Raw genomic sequence first — 17,328 nt, 5'->3', positions numbered from 1 at the left:
CATTGACGATGGGTTTAAGGGGTAATTGGCTAGAGAACTACTTAGACATTTGATTTATGTCTGATGTTCCGTTATTCCCAGCAGAGAGTGTGAGTGATAATCAGTCTGGCACTGTGGGAATTGCCGTATCTCTTTGGTATTGGCTACCGCATGGGATAGTTCATACCATTGACTCTGAGATTGACCTTCCTTTAGGGTCACATTTTCACTCGTTAAGGCAGGCTCGATTGGAGTTATTGTGTTCCAATTGTCTACACCTGTCTCCCTGTTTACGTTTAAGGTGTTATCCTTAGACTTTGACAGGAACGTCTCGCACAACCTGCTTTATTATATCTTAAGGGTTGCAAATTAATCACACCAACCCGAATCAACTGTTAATCGAGAGATTAACAGGGACTCTTTCCGGTAATATTGCGTTAGAGGTTGACTAAGCGGTGGCTTGGGTGAGTTCTTGCCAGCGTTGATGCCACAGTTCCATGGCGGTTTCTGCTTCAGGTAAGTCGGTAAATTCTTGGCTTTGTCTTTGCAGTTCCGGGGCTAACCGTTCTAAAGCATCAAAGCTATTGCAATAATGTAAAACGGTTTTCCAGCCGTCATACCATTGCTGATAAGTTTGCTGACGAAGGCGAAGGGGTTTGAGACGTTCTTCTTCTTGGGCTTGTCGTTGAGCTTCCCGTTTGAATTGTTGAGCTTTGTTAGCCCAGGCAGAACGCCATTCTTCTAAAACCACAGGATGATACTGGGTTTGATAGTGCTTGACTTCTAAACTCAGCATTTCTCCGAGTTGATCTAAGGTTGAGCGATCGCTACAATTTTGAATCGCCTCTAATCCGGTTTCTTTCCACAAAGGTAAACGACGATAGCTGACAAAAACAGGTTTTTTGTGTTGAACTTTTACCCAAATTTGATGTTGCCAGAATTCTAGGCGCTCAATGTGTCGGGGTGCGATGGTGAGTAAGTTGGCAACTTCCAACCAGACACGGGCTAGGGGCCACTGACTTGGAACGATTACTCCAGCCTTGATTAAATTTTGAGACATGGACAAACACCTAGATTCTGGACGATGATGCTCCCAAATACTAGATATAGCGTTGTTATTGGGATTTATTGGTAATTATACCCTAAATATAGCTTTTAGTCTAGGTCTGAATAGGAGAAAACCGGGAGCTAGGAAAGAGAAACAGGCCAAAAGTGTAGCGAAGTTGACAGAAAATTGAACAACAACACAGTTTAGAACCCATGCTAATATAATAGCAGAGGTTGTTACTTTTGACAAATAAGTTATGTTTAGCTTGTTGTCTGGACTGTCTGAAGAGGAGAACCCATGAAAATCAATAAATTCCATCACATTGCAATTATTTGTTCTAATTATGAGAAATCTAAGCATTTTTATGTCAATCTTTTAGGGTTTAAAATTATTCAAGAAACCTTTAGAAAAGAACGAAATTCTTATAAATTAGATTTGCGAGTGGGAACGGATGATCAAATCGAACTGTTTTCCTTTCCCGACCCTCCTCAACGGCCGAGTCAACCGGAAGCTTGTGGTTTACGTCATTTAGCCTTTGAGGTTGATAATATTGACCAAAGTGTTGCTGATTTATTAGGAAAAGGGATCTGTGTAGAACCCATTCGCCGAGATGAAATCACCGGAAAACGATTTACATTTTTCAAAGATCCCGATAATTTACCGTTAGAAATTTATCAAAAAAATATTGGTTAAGTTGGAAAATTAAGCAGTTGACACTCCCACCCCTACGCTACGCGCTTAGGGTGGGATTCTCGTATCTAGCCTAGTCAAATAGAGACAGGTAATAAATAAGCAACTTCTGTTGTCTATAGTTTTAATCTTTCGATATTTATACTACACTAATATTACACAAGTGTCTAGTTATTCATGGAGAAAAAATCATGTATACCCTTCCTCGAACCTCAACAACCGATATGGAAGTCACAAGTATTCGTCTGGAACGGGAGCTCAAAGAGAGATTGAAAGGACTGGCTAAGAACAAAGGCTATCAAGCACTGATTCGAGACATACTGTGGAATTATGTTCAACAAAAATCTGGAGAGTATCGACCATCCTTGACCAGAGATGATATCCGGGCTCATATTTCAGCCATTGCTGAACAGGAGGAACGCTGCGTTTTAACCGGAAAAATTATTCGACCGAAAGAGGAAATGTTTCTAGGACTCACGTTTCAAGGTGATATGGTTCCTCTGAGTTTGGGAAGTTTAGACGGCTAGTTAGAAAAAGTTCATCAAGCTCAGGAGGGGGAGGAAGGGAAGAAATCAACTTCATTTCCACTTACCCCACGGTCACCTCCCCCCTACAATTAATTTAGATGTCATTAATTTTCTCCTAGATTTTTAATTCCCAAACTAAGATTTGATGATCTTCCCCACAACAAATAAATCGTTGATGATCCGGGCTAAAAATAATCGGGGAATATCCTTCTAAACGATTTGATAAAATTCCGAGTTGGTGAGGTTGGCTAATATCCCAGAGATAAATTGTACCATTATTACTGCTTGTAGCTAACCATTGACCATCGGGACTGATAGAAACAGACGAAATACTATCAGAATGTTCTGTTAACGTTTTAATTAATTCTCCGGTGTTTAAATCCCATAATTTGACCGTATGATCCGCACTTCCACTCACTAATAGTGGTTGAGTTGGACTCAGAGAAATTGCAGAAACTTGGTCTAAGTGTCCCGTTAAAGTTTGTATGCTTTTTAATTGACCAAATTGCCAAATTTTAATCGTTCCATCACGACTAGAACTGGCAAATAAATAATTTCGCCAAGAATGAGAATTAGCCTTGATAAAAGGGTGATGAATTTGAGACGGATTAATAAACTGAACCGATAAAACGGCTTCTAAATGTTCACAATAACGAGAGAGTAATTCACCGTTTCTTTGATTCCAAAGTTTAATACTATGGTCTTCACTCCCACTCGCAATCATCATACCATCGGGACTATAAGCAACACAATAAACTGCACCGCAACGATGACTATAAGGAGAACCGGAATGGCTAAAAAATCGGTCTGCGATCGCTCGTTTATCTAAATTCCAAGAAATCAAAGTTCGATCTAAACTCCCACTGACTAATTTGCGACCATTGGGACTAATCGCAATAGAATAAATAGCAGCATCATGACCGATTAATCGATGCAAAAATTGTCCGGTTTTTAAATTCCAAACCCTTAATGTTTTATCCTGACTTCCACTGATTAAAAGATATCCATTGGGGCTAATTGCTAAGGCTTTAATGCTGTTTTTATGACCGGATAAAATATTAATACATTCTAATTTTAGATCAGGAGTCATTGAGATCAAGCCAGGAGAATGATCAATTAATTCTGGCTGTAATAAGGGAGGATTTAAAGTTGTAGTTAGCGTTGAGTTTGTGGAAAAATAGGAAGTTAAGTTATGTTGTTTTAAAATAAAATGATTGGAGTTCACAAAGACTGAATTCGCTGGAAATAAAAAACTGTTGTGAGAATATGGATGAGCAGAAATCGCTTGTAATTCAGTGGCAACGATAATATTTAAAGCCGAGGGTGGCGGAATTGTTGTCATTGTTTGAGGTTGATGAAATGCTAAATCCTGTAACACTTCTTCGACCGTTTGATAACGATCTTTGACTAAATCTTTGAGTAGTTTATCTAAGATTTGATTGAGTTGAAAACTGAGAGCTTGATTAAAATCGGGTAAATGCGATCGCCAGATTAATTCACCACTGAAGGGATCAAATAATTGATTAGGAGGAATTTGAGTCAATAAATGAATACAAGTCATCCCTAAACCATATAAATCACTGGCGGGATAAGCTTTTCCGCCGCGCATTTGTTCCAAGGGTGCATAACCAATGGTTCCGGCTAGAGTTCCGGTTTGAGGTTGTAATAAATTTAGGCTATATTTAGCAATTCCAAAGTCTACTAAAACTAATTTTTTATCGCTTTGACGACGAATAATATTATCAGGTTTAATATCTCGATGAATGATGTGATGTTGATGAATAAATTTTAAAATCGGTAAAATATCTTGTAACAGTTGAATAATTTGATGTTCGTTAAAAGGGCCGTTTTCGTTTAATTCATGCAGTAAATTTTTGCCTTCAACCCATTCTTCAATTAAATAGAGGTGTTCTTCTTGTTCAAAATAAGCATATAAACTGGGAATTTGAGGATGAGTTCCTAATTCTTGTAAACGTAATGCTTCTTGGTTAAACAGTTCTATGGCTTTTTGAACCCAGGAAATTTTAGAAGATTGAGGTGAAAATTGTTTAATAATGCAGGGGATATTAAACCGATCTAAATCAACGGCTAAAAAGGTGCGACTCATCCCTCCATCTCCGAGTTCCTGTACAGCACGATAACGCTCTTTCAAAAGTAACGTTGTACCACAGGTTTGACAAAGGGTTATTCCTGATGGGTTTTGAGGTGTTCGACAGTAGGGATTTAAACAATAACTCATCGGATTTTGGATTAAGCCCGATAGTTTGAAAGGATTTTATTAGAATAACTCAGCCCCTAAAAATCAATCTCAATCTTAAGGATAATTTAGCTTTTCATCCCAGTGTACTAATGTAAATCGGCTTCCCAAATTCCAATATAAATTCGATCAAATTGATCTCGTTCAATAATCCCTTTGAGAGAATCAATCACAAATACATAAGATTTTTTTTGACGATTATGAACACTTTTTAAACCGGCTTCTAAGGCTGGATTTAAACGACAACCTGACATACTATTAAGAGTCGTTAAAATCGTTTCTAATTCAACTTCTTGGGAAAATGCGGCTTCTGTTTGTCGCAATTTACCCGAATTTTGATCAAATAAAAAACCTACGCTAACCCGATTCGGAATTAAATGATAAAATATAGCTTTAGTATTGGGCCAATATCCGGTTTCTGTTCCTGTGGGAGTTCCAAACATTTGAAGAACTTGATTTTTATCAATACCCGGTTTGAACCCCGGAATTCCGTAACCCGAAGGAAGTTGATCACAGGAGTCAAGCTCAATTTGAGGAGGTTGGGGAAACCTATCTTGAGGAATAATTGGAATCGAAAAATCAGGAATAATTGTCGCTGCAATCAGTTGATGTTTTGCTGACGTGAAACAAACAATAGGACGGTCATAATTTTTCAAAGAGACAACAAGAGGTAATAAACCTGTTAAAAGCAATTTCAGAATAATAGTTAACCTCCCCTCGTTGGATTTATTGTGGCGACGATTGTTTGTCAATTACAGCTTGACGAAATCCTAAAACGACTAAAATATTAGCTAAAGTTAAAAAAACTTCAGCCCCCCCATGTAACCAATCAATATTCGCTAAAGCTTCTCCATAAACAACTTTTGCATAAATTCCCGCCGGAATGGTAACTGCAACAAACACTAAAGTTCCATAGAATCCAATTAATGCTAAACGGGGCATTTGACCGGAACGAGTTAAAAACCATAAAAACCCTAAATACGGAAAGAGGGAAACGGCAAATAAGGTATCTTTTGATAACATAATAAATCCAAAATAAGATCCAATAAATTAGGAGAATTAGTTTTAATTTTTAACAGAATTAGCATGACGCCAAATCCACCACGCCGCAATACAGAGGGTCGTATTTCCGACAACAGTCATCGTCGCTTGTAGGGTGACTAACCATTCTAAAGAGGCCGGATTATCAAAATAATGCCAGGTACAGGCACACATGGCACTCACTAAAGACGGTAACATGGCGAAGGAAAGACCCCACCAAGCTCGATTTTGAGTCACTTCTCCATAAATCCAGATCAACCAAATGGCGGCGATCCATTCAATCACACTGGAAATATGAATGATCCAAGTCGGAATTGATAAGGCGTGCATAATTTGACCAAAAATAACAGAAAGTTCGCTAAAATTTCAGCCTGATATTAATGTTAATTTAATCCGCGTACAATCTGATATAAATTTAGATATCGGGTTACAGTCGGGAATCGACCACAGAAAGGGGCAACCATGCAACGGGTGATTTGTTGTGGATATTATGGAAAAGGCAATGGTGGGGATGAAGCTTTGTTAGCGTCGCTGTTGCAAATGTTACCGCCTACGGTTGAACCGATTGTTTTATCAGGAAATCCAACCCAAACCCACACCCAGTATCAGGTAGAAGTTTGCGATCGCATGAATGGGCTACAAGTGCTCAACGCCCTGCGCCACGCTGATGCTTTAATCTGGGGTGGAGGTAGCCTGATGCAAGATGTCACCAGTGCCATGAGTCCTTTCTATTATGGCGGTTTGATGGGAGTCGCGCAACAGATGGGGCTTAAAACTATCGCCTGGGCCCAGGGTATTGGCCCCTTAAACCGTTCTATTTCTCAATGGTTGGCAAAAAAAACCTTTTCTGGCTGTCATGTCGTTAGCGTGCGGGATACGGGGTCTGCACAGTTGTTGTCTGAGTGGAAGATTCCCTTTACCCTCGCCCCTGACCCCGTTTGGGCGTTAGATTCTCGACCTGTCCCTGGGTTGTGGGATTTTCCCGCCCCCAGAGTCGCCTTGACTTTGCGCCCCCATCCCCAATTAACGCCAGAACGGTTATCATTAATTATTCGGGCGTTAGTGTCGTTTCAAAAAGCAACTCAAACGTTTATTTTATTGATTCCGTTTCAGCCTGTTCAAGATTTAGCGATCGCCCAAGTGATTCATCAAGCTCTTCCCCAGAATAGTCAGGTTTTAATCTTAGATGATCCTCGACAATTAAAAGGTGTATTTCAAGGGGTAGAATTAGTAATTGGGATGCGGTTTCATAGTTTAATTATGGCAGCAACAGCAGAATGTCGATGCTTGGCGTTGAGTTATGATCCGAAAGTTAGCCGATTAATGGAAGAGTTAGAATTACCTGGATGGGAAATTGATCAATTACCCGATGATGCTAATTTTATTAGTAAAACTTGGATTGATTGTTATGCGAATCAAGATCCGTTATCGAAGGGAAAAATAGAGTTTTTTGTTGATCGGGCTAAGGTTCATCAAGAGTTGTTAGATTCCCAATTTTCTTAAACAAGACTGTTCATTTTTTTGTGATTGATTTATGGTTCGCGTTCGAGTTCGTCAGCACGTTAATCCGTTGTGTCAAAAATATCAAGCTCCTGTTATTCTTCCTGACTGGTCAAAAATTTATGATAATTTACAGCAACCTTTACATTTAGATATTGGCTGTGGAAGAGGTCGATTTTTAGGGCAATTCGCTCAATTAGAATCGAATTGGAATTTTCTAGGATTAGAAATTAGACAACCTTTAGTCACTGAAGCGAATTGTTGGCGAGATCAACAAGGATTAACCAATTTACACTATTTATTTTGTAATGCTAATATTTCAATTGAACCGATTTTAGCATCTTTACCTGAAGGAGTTTTAAAACGGGTTAGTATTCAATTTCCTGACCCTTGGTTTAAAAAACGTCATCAAAAACGACGAGTGGTACAACCGGAATTAGTTGAAAATTTAGCTCGTTATTTGGGAAAAGGAGGAGAAGTGTTTTTACAGTCGGATGTTGAAGAAGTGGAGATTGAAATGTGCGATCGCTTTTCTGAACATTCCGCATTTCATCGGACTCAAAATGATTGGTTAACTGAAAATCCTCTTCCAGTTCCCACAGAACGAGAACTCTCAACCTTAGATCGAGGTGAACCCGTTTATCGAGCATTATTTATTAAGTAGGGAATTGGGAATTACGAATTACGAATTACGAATAAATACTGACCAAAATGGAGAGGAGAAACATTCAAACTATTGGCTTTTAGCCTGAACGCTTCTCCTCTAAGGTTTTTGACATCAACCCCTAAATGATATTCATCTATAAAAATGATAGTTTCTGTTTTTTAGGGGAGTAGCCAACATTTAAAAGTCAGAGAAAAACAAGGTTTGTTTTTAAGTTTTGAAAAGTTTTTATTTGAAACCCATTAAGCACCGATCGCTTCTTCAACACCGGGTAAACGTTGGGCAGAATACCCTACACCGCGCACGGTTAAAATATATTCGGGATTGCGTTGATCTTCTTCAATTTTTGCCCGTAAACGAGCTACATGAACATCTACAACCCGCATATCAGCAATGCGTCGAGGAGTATATCCCCATAATTCTTTAAGAATTTCAGAGCGAGAAACCGCTTGTCCAGATCGTTTAACTAACAACTCCAACAAATTGAATTCAATATAGGTTAACGGAACCACTTTCTCGCCTTTATAAACCCGCCGTTTAACCGTATCAATTCGGACAGCTTCAATTTGAATCACTTCCGGGTTGAGACTGGCCGATAAATGGCTATCTTTAAACCGTCTTAAAATGGCATGAATTCGAGCTTCTAATTCTTTCGGAGAAAAAGGTTTTGTTAAATAATCATCAGCGCCTAATTCTAAACCCGTAATCCGATCAGCTACGTCCCCTAAAGCGGTTAACATAATAATCGGAACATCAGATTTGCTGCGAAGTTCTTGACAAACTCCATAACCATTGAGTTTGGGCATCATTACATCCAAAACCAACAAGTCAGGATTCTCCCGCTCAAACATTTCCAGCGCTTCTAAACCATCGGCGGCGACTACCACATTATAGCCAACCATAGAAAGACGAGTTTTTAAGATGCGCCGAATCGCGGATTCATCATCAGCAACCAGGATTTTTTCACCGTTGCGTTTTTCATCAAGTTGGGATTGTACACTCATATCTGCTTTTTTGATGGATGGATCGGCTATCGATTTAGCAATACCCAAGCAAATCATATCCATGTCGCAGGTTCCCAGGATGGCTTCTACCCACAAATCCCGATAACTGACACAGCGATATGATGGGACAGAAACTCACTCGCTTTTGGGGTGGGTGATTCAGTCTAATGCTTAGATTGCTATTGATTATGATAACATACGTTTTCAATTTGTTATCTTACTTAACACTTGGCCCATTTTCGTTACATTCAGTTACACAAATTAATATTTTTTAAATTTAAAAAGGATGTTAACTGATACTTTAACAATTAATATAAGGGAAATGATAAGCTTTAACAAGAGGCTTATAACATCAAATTCATTAATAAAATTGGTTGTCCAAATGTCGTTTAGTAAAAACAATGCCGAATCCATTTCTAGGAGTCAGGATTCCTCCTGAACTGCATGAAGCACTTATGGCAAAGATAGAAAACACTGGACAATCTAAGTCAGATATTGTGATTCAGGCTTTAAGTGCTTACCTGGGAATAGCCACGCAGCACCAGAAGCTTGAAGATCTGGAGACACGACTGTCTACATTAGAACAGAAGTTAGAACAACTAACTCATCGAATTGAGAACTAAAAATTTAGGGAAAAGGGAAACAAAAATTAGATTTTTAACGCCAACTTACACCGCCTTTAGTTCAACAATTAGAAGGATGAGGCGGTGTGAGTTAAACGAATTTAAACAGCAATTTTGGGCGGACGACCCATTAAACCGGTCATTAATCGTAATGCCAAATGGCGCAAAACTTTCACCCGGATTAATATCTTTAATCCGAGGCGACGTAAACTCACTTTTGGTAACCAATCTCCTGAGAAACTTCGGTCTAAGAAATCCGTTAATCCTAAAACAATTAAATTCTCTTTTTTTCGCCAACGTTCATACCGTTTTAAGGTTGTTTCTTGTCCGATATCTTCATGGTTTTGAGAAGCTTTTTTCAAGACTTCTGCTAAAGCACCTGCATCTCGAATTCCCATATTTAATCCTTGTCCGCCAACGGGATGACAACAATGGGCTGCATCTCCGACTAATGCTAATCGATGTTGAACATAGCGATCACTCTGCATTAATTGTACCGGATAAACATAGCGATCGCTTAATAATTCTAATTTTCCTAATAATCCTCCTGTACGATATTCTAATAATTTCAAAAACTCGGTTTCATCTAATGCTTGTAAAGCTTGTGCTTCTGCATGGGGGGCTGTCCAAACCACTTGACAGCGATTTCCAGGTAACGGTAAAACCCCCATCGGCCCACTCGGCCAAAACCGTTCAAAGGCAACATTTTCATGGGATTTTTCAGTTTTAATCGTCATTGCCATACAAGATTGCCAATATTTCCAACCTTGTGTTTTAATTCCCGCCTCTTCCCGTAATCGAGATTTTGCACCATCGGCGGCGACCACCATTCGACTACAAAACCGTTGAGAATTCCCTTCTTTTTCAATTTCAATTTCGACAAAATCAGAATCATAATTAACGCTTTTTAAAATAGCCGGACATTGCCAAGAAACATTCGGACATTGATCTAAAAAATCATACATCGCTGACAACATCACCCCATGTTCTCCCACATATCCTAATTCATCGGTTCCTAAATCTTCAGGGAGGAATTTAACGACATTGGGATGATTAGAATCGCTTAAACTAATTTGATAAAAGGTTGTAATTTTATTAATAATATCATCCCAAACCCCAATTTGTTTAAGAATGCGTCCGGTTTGTAAAGTTAACGCATACGCTTGTCGCCGTCCAATGGCAGATTCTGGTGGTTGGGATTCAATAATTGTTACCTTTAATCCCGAATCTTTCAACCCACAGGCTAAAGTAGCCCCCACAATTCCACCCCCAACAATCACCACATCATAATCGATTTTGGGTGTTGAGGAATCCACAACAGAAGATTGAGTTTGTAAACGTGACGACACCAGCATGATGTTCCAGACTGTACTTAGAATTTGAACTGGCTTCTATTGTGACATGGTTTCAGGTTGAGTTTCATCGGTTCTGAACCCACCCGGTTTCTCTGGGTGATCCAGGGGGGGGAGAATCAAGATTTTACCTTTAGCAACTGGGTTTCTACTGATAAAGTGATGACTTTAGCATACAGATGAGTCACAATAAAAGAATTAAAGGGTTAGTTAATCTGAATATGACATTATTATTGGCCGGAGATATTGGTGGAACAAAAACAATTTTACGCTTAGTGGATGCTACCACCACGATTCAAGCAACTCGAATGCAAGAACGCTCAAAAATCCTCTATGAGTTTCGTTATTTAAGTGGAAATTATCCTGATTTAGTTCCCATTGTTGAATTATTTTTACAGGAGGCGGGTGAACAATTGGGTTATATTCCTAAACCGGAAAGTGCTTGTTTTGCCATTGCAGGGCCAGTGGTGAATCAAACAGCAAAATTAACGAATTTATCTTGGCGGTTAGATGCTCAACATTTAAGCCAAGAATTAGATATCTCTCATGTGACTTTAATTAATGATTTTGAAGCCATTGGTTACGGGGTGACGGGTTTACTAGATGACGATATTTTAACTCTACAAACAGGACAGCCTCAAGCGGGTGCACCCATTGGAGTAATTGGGGCGGGAACCGGTTTAGGACAATGTTTTGTTACCCCCTTAACAACGGGAATTAAAGTTTATCCTTGTGAAGGCGGTCATACAGATTTTGCTCCCCGTTCTGAATTAGAATTTCAGTTACTTAAATATTTATTAGCCAAACATAATATTGATCGAGTGTCGGTTGAACGGGTGGTTTCTGGCCCCGGAATTGTGGCAATTTATCAATTTTTACGGGATCGTCAGATTGCGAAAGAATCCCCAGAAATTGCCGAAATTGTTAAAGAGTGGGAACATCAAATTGGGTTATCGGATGTGACCATTGATGCGGCTGCGGCTATTTCTCAAGCGGCTTTAGCCAAACAAGATTATCTATCAGAAAGAACCATGCAGCTTTTTGTAGAAGCCTATGGCGCAGAAGCCGGAAATTTAGCCTTAAAACTATTACCTTATAACGGATTATATATCGCTGGCGGAATTGCGCCTAAAATCTTACCGTTATTAGAAGCTCCTGAATTTTTGCAAGCTTTTTCTAATAAAGGCAGAATGAAACCAATCTTAGCAAAAGTTCCTGTTTATGTAGTTTTAAATCCCCAGGTGGGATTAATTGGGGCTGCTATTTGCGCGACTATTTTTTAGGAAGAAATCGTAGGGGCGAGGTTTTCTCGTCCTGACCTGAAAATCCCAGTATTTTTTAGAAATAGAACTGATTGAGACTCTCTATATAGCAATCCAAACCTTAGAGACGAAGGTTATAATATTTTAGGGTAGGTCTTGAATCTTCTAACCTATGTACTAAGAGGGTTGGGAGACTTAACTCCTACAAAATTGAATCTCAGGTTTTTTATTTCAACCTGTCAACTTATGACAACCGCAACAGTATCTCGTTCAAAATTTAACCCGGTTTATGGCCCGGTATTATCATGGCGTTATGGAAATTCTTTGGGAATTGATCCCATTGGTGAAATTTCAACTTGTTCTTTTAATTGTGTTTATTGTCAGTTAGGAGAAATTGAAGTTAAAACTCAACACCGTCAAGTTTATGTTCCAACTCAACAAATTTTACAAGCCTTAGCTGAGTTTGCGCCTTGGGATGTGGATGTTATTACCTTAAGTGGAAGTGGAGAACCAACGTTGGCGGCAAATTTAGGGGAGATTCTCATCGGAATTAAAACGTTAACCCATCGTCCCACATTAGTTTTAACAAACGGAACTACTTTAGGTGATCCTCAAGTTCGAGAACAATTAGCGTTAGCAGATCAAGTTTCTATCAAACTCGATGGTGTTTCAACCGCTCAAGTTCAACGAATTAATCAGCCGATTCGTGAAATCAATTTAACTCATTTACTGACTGATATTCAAGAATTTCGCCGCATCTTCCCCGGAAAATTAGGACTACAAACGATGATTTTGTCTCGTTGGTCATCGTCAGAACGTCAAGAATATCAACGCTGGGTTAAGGCGATCGCACCGACGGAAATTCAACTCAATACCCCCACCCGTCCTAAACCCTTAAAACATGAATTAGCGGGACGAGAAAATCACGCTTCCCCTGAAAACCTTCCCTATGAAGTCCGAAAATTAAAATCAGTTCACCCTTCAATCTTAAAAGATTTTGCTGAAGAAATTCAAGCACAAACTGGTATTCCGGTTCGTTATCCTCCTATCTGTCATTCCCAATCTGTGTAATATTTTTTTCAGGGTTGGGGTTTGGAAACCCGACCCTATTATTGATTTTAAAGTCAATATATCAAACTGTTATTAAATTTTAAGTTTCTAAACATCATTATTTACAGATTTAGCGATTTCCTGTTTCCTGTTAAGCTGTTCCCTCTTCCCTTTCATGTATTGAAATGTTAACGGCATCAGTCTTTCTATAGAAAAAAAAGAAATAAACATGATAGGATAAAATTACTGACACTTGGAGAATATCTATGCCAAAAACAGTAACAGAAAAACCTTCAACGACTCCCCTCACGGGTAAAGCGTTATTACAGAAAGTGAAAGCGTTAGGGAATTTACCCCGACGAGAAGCGGCCCGTTTGTGTGGTTATTATACCGAAACAAAAGATAACCAACCTCGCGCGAATATGACGGAATTTTACGATGCGTTGTTGGCGGCTAAAGGTATTGCTTTAGACCCCGGACGCACCAAAGATGGACGAGGAAGAGAAGCGAGTTTTCGAGTTTGTGTTCATAAAAACGGTTCTCTGGTCATTGGTGCAAACTATACTGAATCTATGAGTTTACAACCTGGAGATCAATTTGAAATTCGCTTAGGTTCAAAAAACATTCATTTGATTCAAGTCGATGGGAAGTCTGACGACGAGAACCTTGATGAAGAATAAATGCTGATGTCTGATTAAATGGGTCAAGGTTGGCTTGTTCAGTCTAATTTTAAGAACCCGCATCCACAAGCTACTGTTATTTCAAATTAAATTAAACAGAAAATGTTTAATCGACTAACAAGCTAACCTATCACCTTAAACTATCCGATCCTGGTTTTATGATCAATTGTGAAATGATGTCTCCAGACTATGCCACTCAAGTTGAAGCGGTTATTGCCACCTTAAAGCAGGATTTACCGACTTTATTTAAACAAGATATTACCTATGATATTTATACCCAGGATATCGAATTTATTGATCCGGTGAATCGATTTAAAGGTAAGTTGAGTTATCAAATTATTTTTTGGACATTACGGTTTCATGGTCAGTTATTTTTTACCGAACTATATTTTGATTTACATGAGGTTCAACAAACTGCTTTTGATGTGATTACTGCCCATTGGACAGTTAGAGGAACCCTGCGTTTACCTTGGAAACCGCAGTTATATTTTAATGGATATTCGACCTATCAACTGACGCCGGAAGGCTTAATTTATTATCATCAAGATACTTGGGATCGTTCTCCTCAAGCCATTTTAAAACAATTTATCAGTTGGTAGTTTAAGTTCAAGGCGAAGAACCCGTTCTACCAGTTCGGTTTTACACACTATAACAAGTTTAAAAAGTTGGTTAAAGTAAAAAATCAGAAGAGGAAACAACAATAAAATTAACTATTTGAAAGATTATGGCAAACCCCTTATCTAACCGTCAATTATCTGGAAATAACGTTCTGTGGAAATATGTTCAATCTCTGGAACCTGAAACCATTGCTAAACTTTCTCAACCGGAACCAGAAGTTGCTCAAATTATGGAAAATAGCTTGATGCAAATGTTAGGCGGTTTACCTTCTGAACAGTTTGATGTTACGATTACAACAAACCGTGAAAATTTAGGTCGTCTTTTAGCATCAGCGATGATGAATGGTTATTTCCTTTATAATGCTAAACAACGCTTTGAGTTTGAAAAAGCTTTATCTCATGCTCAAGAAGGTTGATTTTTGAGGAAAAGTTGCTAAAGTTAAAGCAAAAGATGATAGCAATCCCAAAGGGCTGATCAGGATTGATAACTGAGATGAAACAGCCAGAAGTATGATCGTTTTTCCCTTTTAATCAAGCATTTTCAACACAACTTAAACAGGATTTCGATAGATTTTTTTTCTGGGATTTGCCCGTTTTAAAACTGAATCATGTTGCTTGATTCCTTCCCTATTTGTTGGTGTGGAAGGAAAGCTTTATTAATATTAATTTGATCTGAATTTGACTCTGAATTAGGGTACAAATCTCTGTATAAGGGCGAGGAGACCTCGCCCCTACGGTTGTTAATGAAGTAAATATCAACACCGAGAATTAACCCCGTATAAGGGAAGGGTGAGGTTTTCTGGTTTTTAGGATGTTTCCTGGTATAGTTAGCATTTGAGGGTCTATTAATCCGTAAGTTTACTGTTGCTAAAATTCATGTTTTGTGCTTGAAGTAAGATGAAAAGTTTTAACCGAATTTTGCGTAATTTCTGATCAGGCTGGTGTTGACTTAAGAAGAACATTAAAAAAATCTTAAGGGTTTGATCATGTATATTTCTAGTCGAGGAATGGTCACGCGGAATTTTACAATTGCGATTGTTAATGGCATTGTTACCTTGATTATTTTGTTAATTGCACCCTTGGGATTAGCAACAGTAATTAGTAATACCTTTTTAGTCATGGTTGCTAGTTTTTTCACGGCAACTTTTGTGGATGGAATGACTCGGTTTATTCAGCCTAATCGTTCTATTGAGGAGATTCGTTCATACTATGATACACCTTATAGTTCTGAACTGAATCCTCGTTCATCCCATGAGATTCAACGTTAAATAATGTTAACCCTTTATGTGTCTCAACAGGGATGTTATCTGACGTTAGAAGGGGAAAATTTGTTAATCAAAAAGGGGAAGGAGGTTTTATCAGAAGCCCAAATTCCCCTTTTAGAACAAGTTTTAATCTTTGGTCAATCTCAAGTCACAACTCAAGCGATTCGCGCTTGTTTAATTCGTAATGTTCCTATTGCTTATCTATCACGAATGGGCTATTGTTACGGTCGAATTTTACCTGTTGAACGAGGGTATCGGCATTTATCTCGTTATCAACAACAATTAACGAGGGTAGACCGTTTAATTGTAGCTCGTCGGATGGTGAAAGCGAAACTGAAAAATAGTCGAACTATCCTACAACGTCAAGCTCGCCGTCAATCTTCGGAAACGATTAATTTTGCGATTCAAAGTTTAAATCATCTGATGGAAAAGGTGATTAAAGCGGAAAGTTGGGAACGATTAATGGGGTTAGAAGGTGCGGCGGCGAGTCAATATTTTTCGGCGTTTGGGGAGTGTTTAAATCATCCTGAATTTGTGTTCACGGTGCGGTCTCGCCGTCCCCCTGGAAATCCGGTGAATGCGATGTTGAGCTTTGGTTATCAACTGCTGTGGAATCATCTTTTAAGTTTAATTGAACTTCAGGGACTTGACCCTTATTTTGGGTGTTTACATCAAGGAACAGAACGTCATGCGGCTTTGGCTTCGGATTTAATTGAAGAGTTTAGAGCACCGATTGTGGATGCTTTGGTAATGTATTTAATTAATCGCAAAATGATTGATGCGAATACGGATTTTACTTACCATGATGGGGGGTGTTTTCTGAATGATTCGGGACGGGTTAAATACTTAAGGGCGTTTCTGCAACGGATGGAGGAAAGGTTAACAACGGAGGCGGGAGAAAATCAACCTCGTTGGGATCTTTTGACTCAACAGGTGAAGCTTTTTAAGCAGTTTGTTTACAATCCGATTGATGGATATAAACCTTATGAAATTCGATGAATCATGTTATTTTATATTGTCGCTTATGATATTCCCTGTGATAAACGTCGGCGAAAGGTGGCGAATTTATTAGAAGGATATGGAAAGCGGGTTCAATATTCGGTTTTTGAGTGTGTTTTGTCTGAATCGAAATATATTGAGTTACAAAAACGTTTGAAAAAACGGGTGAATTTGGCTGAAGATAATCTGCGGTTTTATCCCCTTTCTCGTCATACTTGGGGAAGTGTGGAAACTTGGGGTAAGGGGCCAAAGATTACGGAGTATCCGAGTTCATTGATTATTTGATGGTTTCTGCGAGGCTGAGGCAAAATGGCTGTGATCCTGATTCTGTTGTCGGGAGCCTCGCTATCCCTCTGGGTAAGGGTTCTGGGCTTTTGAGGTAGGAGCAAAATCGGGTTTCAGCTAACGGTTTTTCTGAGCCTCGCAAACTGCCCCTAGACAGCCGATGGTGTCTGGGTTTAAAATTGAGGGGTCGCTTCTATTATTAGAAGTGGAATTAATGGAAACATGAATACCCATCATGGAATAACAATACCCAATTAGTATTCAAGTCGCTTCTATTATTAGAAGTGGAATTAATGGAAACTGAGGATACCGCTTTTAAAAGCGGAGAATTTTCTTTTACATGGTGTCGCTTCTATTATTAGAAGTGGAATTAATGGAAACTATTTATAGTTTGGTCGTTTTTTCCGTTCGGGATTTTGCTCTGTCGCTTCTATTATTAGAAGTGGAATTAATGGAAAACGGATTTTGGGGTTCTCCTTATCCCC

Annotated in this window: 20 protein-coding genes; 13 read left to right on the top strand and 7 right to left on the bottom strand. The window is 38.9% G+C overall.

The window, feature by feature from the left end:
• Positions 1–427: 427 nt before the first annotated feature.
• On the bottom strand, positions 428–1,039 hold the full coding sequence (locus ACKPEB_RS19560) for a hypothetical protein (protein ID WP_408966660.1): 612 nt from the start codon (positions 1,037–1,039) through the stop codon (positions 428–430).
• Positions 1,040–1,324: 285 nt separating this feature from the next.
• Here ACKPEB_RS19560 and ACKPEB_RS19555 point away from each other — a divergent pair, with 285 nt between their 5' ends.
• Together ACKPEB_RS19555 and ACKPEB_RS19550 are read left to right on the top strand one after the other, a co-directional pair.
• A complete protein-coding gene (locus ACKPEB_RS19555; RefSeq protein ID WP_408966659.1) occupies positions 1,325–1,720 on the top strand; it encodes a VOC family protein in 396 nt (131 codons plus the stop codon).
• 188 nt (positions 1,721–1,908) lie between these two features.
• On the top strand, positions 1,909–2,244 hold the full coding sequence (locus ACKPEB_RS19550) for a hypothetical protein (protein WP_408966658.1): 336 nt from the start codon (positions 1,909–1,911) through the stop codon (positions 2,242–2,244).
• A gap of 115 nt (positions 2,245–2,359) precedes the next feature.
• On the opposite strand, the gene ACKPEB_RS19545 is transcribed toward ACKPEB_RS19550, so the two are convergent.
• The 4 genes from ACKPEB_RS19545 to ACKPEB_RS19530 all read right to left on the bottom strand — a co-directional run bounded on the left by ACKPEB_RS19545 (position 2,360) and on the right by ACKPEB_RS19530 (position 5,872).
• Positions 2,360–4,483 carry a protein kinase domain-containing protein gene (locus ACKPEB_RS19545; protein ID WP_408966657.1) on the bottom strand — a complete coding sequence of 708 codons (2,124 nt, stop codon included), beginning with the start codon at positions 4,481–4,483 and terminating at the stop codon, positions 2,360–2,362.
• 107 nt (positions 4,484–4,590) lie between these two features.
• Positions 4,591–5,193, bottom strand: a complete 603-nt coding sequence (locus ACKPEB_RS19540; protein ID WP_408968892.1) for a hypothetical protein — start codon at positions 5,191–5,193, stop codon at positions 4,591–4,593.
• 34 nt (positions 5,194–5,227) lie between these two features.
• Positions 5,228–5,524, bottom strand: a complete 297-nt coding sequence (locus tag ACKPEB_RS19535; RefSeq protein ID WP_408966655.1) for a DUF3593 domain-containing protein — start codon at positions 5,522–5,524, stop codon at positions 5,228–5,230.
• 42 nt (positions 5,525–5,566) lie between these two features.
• Positions 5,567–5,872 (bottom strand): DUF2499 domain-containing protein, encoded by a 306-nt coding sequence (locus ACKPEB_RS19530; RefSeq protein ID WP_408966654.1) that lies wholly within the window; start codon positions 5,870–5,872, stop codon positions 5,567–5,569.
• A gap of 132 nt (positions 5,873–6,004) precedes the next feature.
• Between ACKPEB_RS19530 and csaB the strand changes: the two genes are divergently transcribed.
• Positions 6,005–7,045, top strand: coding sequence for a polysaccharide pyruvyl transferase CsaB (gene csaB, locus ACKPEB_RS19525; RefSeq protein WP_408966653.1), 1,041 nt, complete (start codon positions 6,005–6,007; stop codon positions 7,043–7,045).
• 31 nt (positions 7,046–7,076) lie between these two features.
• Positions 7,077–7,706, top strand: a complete 630-nt coding sequence (gene trmB, locus ACKPEB_RS19520; RefSeq protein WP_408966652.1) for a tRNA (guanosine(46)-N7)-methyltransferase TrmB — start codon at positions 7,077–7,079, stop codon at positions 7,704–7,706.
• A gap of 242 nt (positions 7,707–7,948) precedes the next feature.
• Here trmB and rpaB read toward each other — a convergent pair whose 3' ends face one another.
• Entirely contained in the window at positions 7,949–8,710 is a 762-nt protein-coding gene (gene rpaB / locus ACKPEB_RS19515; protein WP_408966661.1) for a response regulator transcription factor RpaB, read from the bottom strand.
• Positions 8,711–9,111: 401 nt separating this feature from the next.
• Between rpaB and ACKPEB_RS19510 the strand changes: the two genes are divergently transcribed.
• On the top strand, positions 9,112–9,333 hold the full coding sequence (locus tag ACKPEB_RS19510; protein WP_408966651.1) for a hypothetical protein: 222 nt from the start codon (positions 9,112–9,114) through the stop codon (positions 9,331–9,333).
• A gap of 101 nt (positions 9,334–9,434) precedes the next feature.
• On the opposite strand, the gene ACKPEB_RS19505 is transcribed toward ACKPEB_RS19510, so the two are convergent.
• Complete coding sequence (locus ACKPEB_RS19505; RefSeq protein WP_408966650.1) at positions 9,435–10,688, bottom strand: FAD-dependent hydroxylase; 1,254 nt, start codon at positions 10,686–10,688, stop codon at positions 9,435–9,437.
• A 218-nt stretch (positions 10,689–10,906) separates the two neighbouring features.
• Here ACKPEB_RS19505 and ACKPEB_RS19500 point away from each other — a divergent pair, with 218 nt between their 5' ends.
• The 8 genes from ACKPEB_RS19500 (at position 10,907) to cas2 (ending at position 16,843) form a co-directional block, all read left to right on the top strand.
• Entirely contained in the window at positions 10,907–11,968 is a 1,062-nt protein-coding gene (locus ACKPEB_RS19500) for a glucokinase (RefSeq protein ID WP_408966649.1), read from the top strand.
• A gap of 225 nt (positions 11,969–12,193) precedes the next feature.
• Positions 12,194–13,018 carry a radical SAM protein gene (locus ACKPEB_RS19495; protein ID WP_408966648.1) on the top strand — a complete coding sequence of 275 codons (825 nt, stop codon included), beginning with the start codon at positions 12,194–12,196 and terminating at the stop codon, positions 13,016–13,018.
• A 245-nt stretch (positions 13,019–13,263) separates the two neighbouring features.
• A complete protein-coding gene (locus ACKPEB_RS19490) occupies positions 13,264–13,677 on the top strand; it encodes an AbrB family transcriptional regulator (protein WP_408966647.1) in 414 nt (137 codons plus the stop codon).
• Positions 13,678–13,835: 158 nt separating this feature from the next.
• Positions 13,836–14,276, top strand: a complete 441-nt coding sequence (locus ACKPEB_RS19485) for a DUF2358 domain-containing protein (RefSeq protein ID WP_408966646.1) — start codon at positions 13,836–13,838, stop codon at positions 14,274–14,276.
• A gap of 125 nt (positions 14,277–14,401) precedes the next feature.
• Positions 14,402–14,710: a DUF760 domain-containing protein gene (locus ACKPEB_RS19480; protein ID WP_408966645.1), complete on the top strand. Its 309-nt coding sequence runs from the start codon at positions 14,402–14,404 to the stop codon at positions 14,708–14,710.
• A 570-nt stretch (positions 14,711–15,280) separates the two neighbouring features.
• The gene (csx18, locus tag ACKPEB_RS19475) at positions 15,281–15,562 is read left to right on the top strand and encodes a CRISPR-associated protein Csx18 (protein WP_408966644.1); all 282 of its coding nucleotides are present in this window, start codon (positions 15,281–15,283) and stop codon (positions 15,560–15,562) included.
• Positions 15,563–15,565: 3 nt separating this feature from the next.
• Positions 15,566–16,558: a CRISPR-associated endonuclease Cas1 gene (cas1, locus tag ACKPEB_RS19470; protein WP_408966643.1), complete on the top strand. Its 993-nt coding sequence runs from the start codon at positions 15,566–15,568 to the stop codon at positions 16,556–16,558.
• 3 nt (positions 16,559–16,561) lie between these two features.
• Positions 16,562–16,843 (top strand): CRISPR-associated endonuclease Cas2, encoded by a 282-nt coding sequence (gene cas2, locus ACKPEB_RS19465; RefSeq protein ID WP_408966642.1) that lies wholly within the window; start codon positions 16,562–16,564, stop codon positions 16,841–16,843.
• Positions 16,844–17,328 lie beyond the last annotated feature (485 nt).

The organism is Planktothrix sp. (genome assembly GCF_046067725.1).
Lineage (GTDB): Bacteria > Cyanobacteriota > Cyanobacteriia > Cyanobacteriales > Microcoleaceae > Planktothrix.
This window is presented reverse-complemented; position numbering and strand designations above follow the sequence as displayed.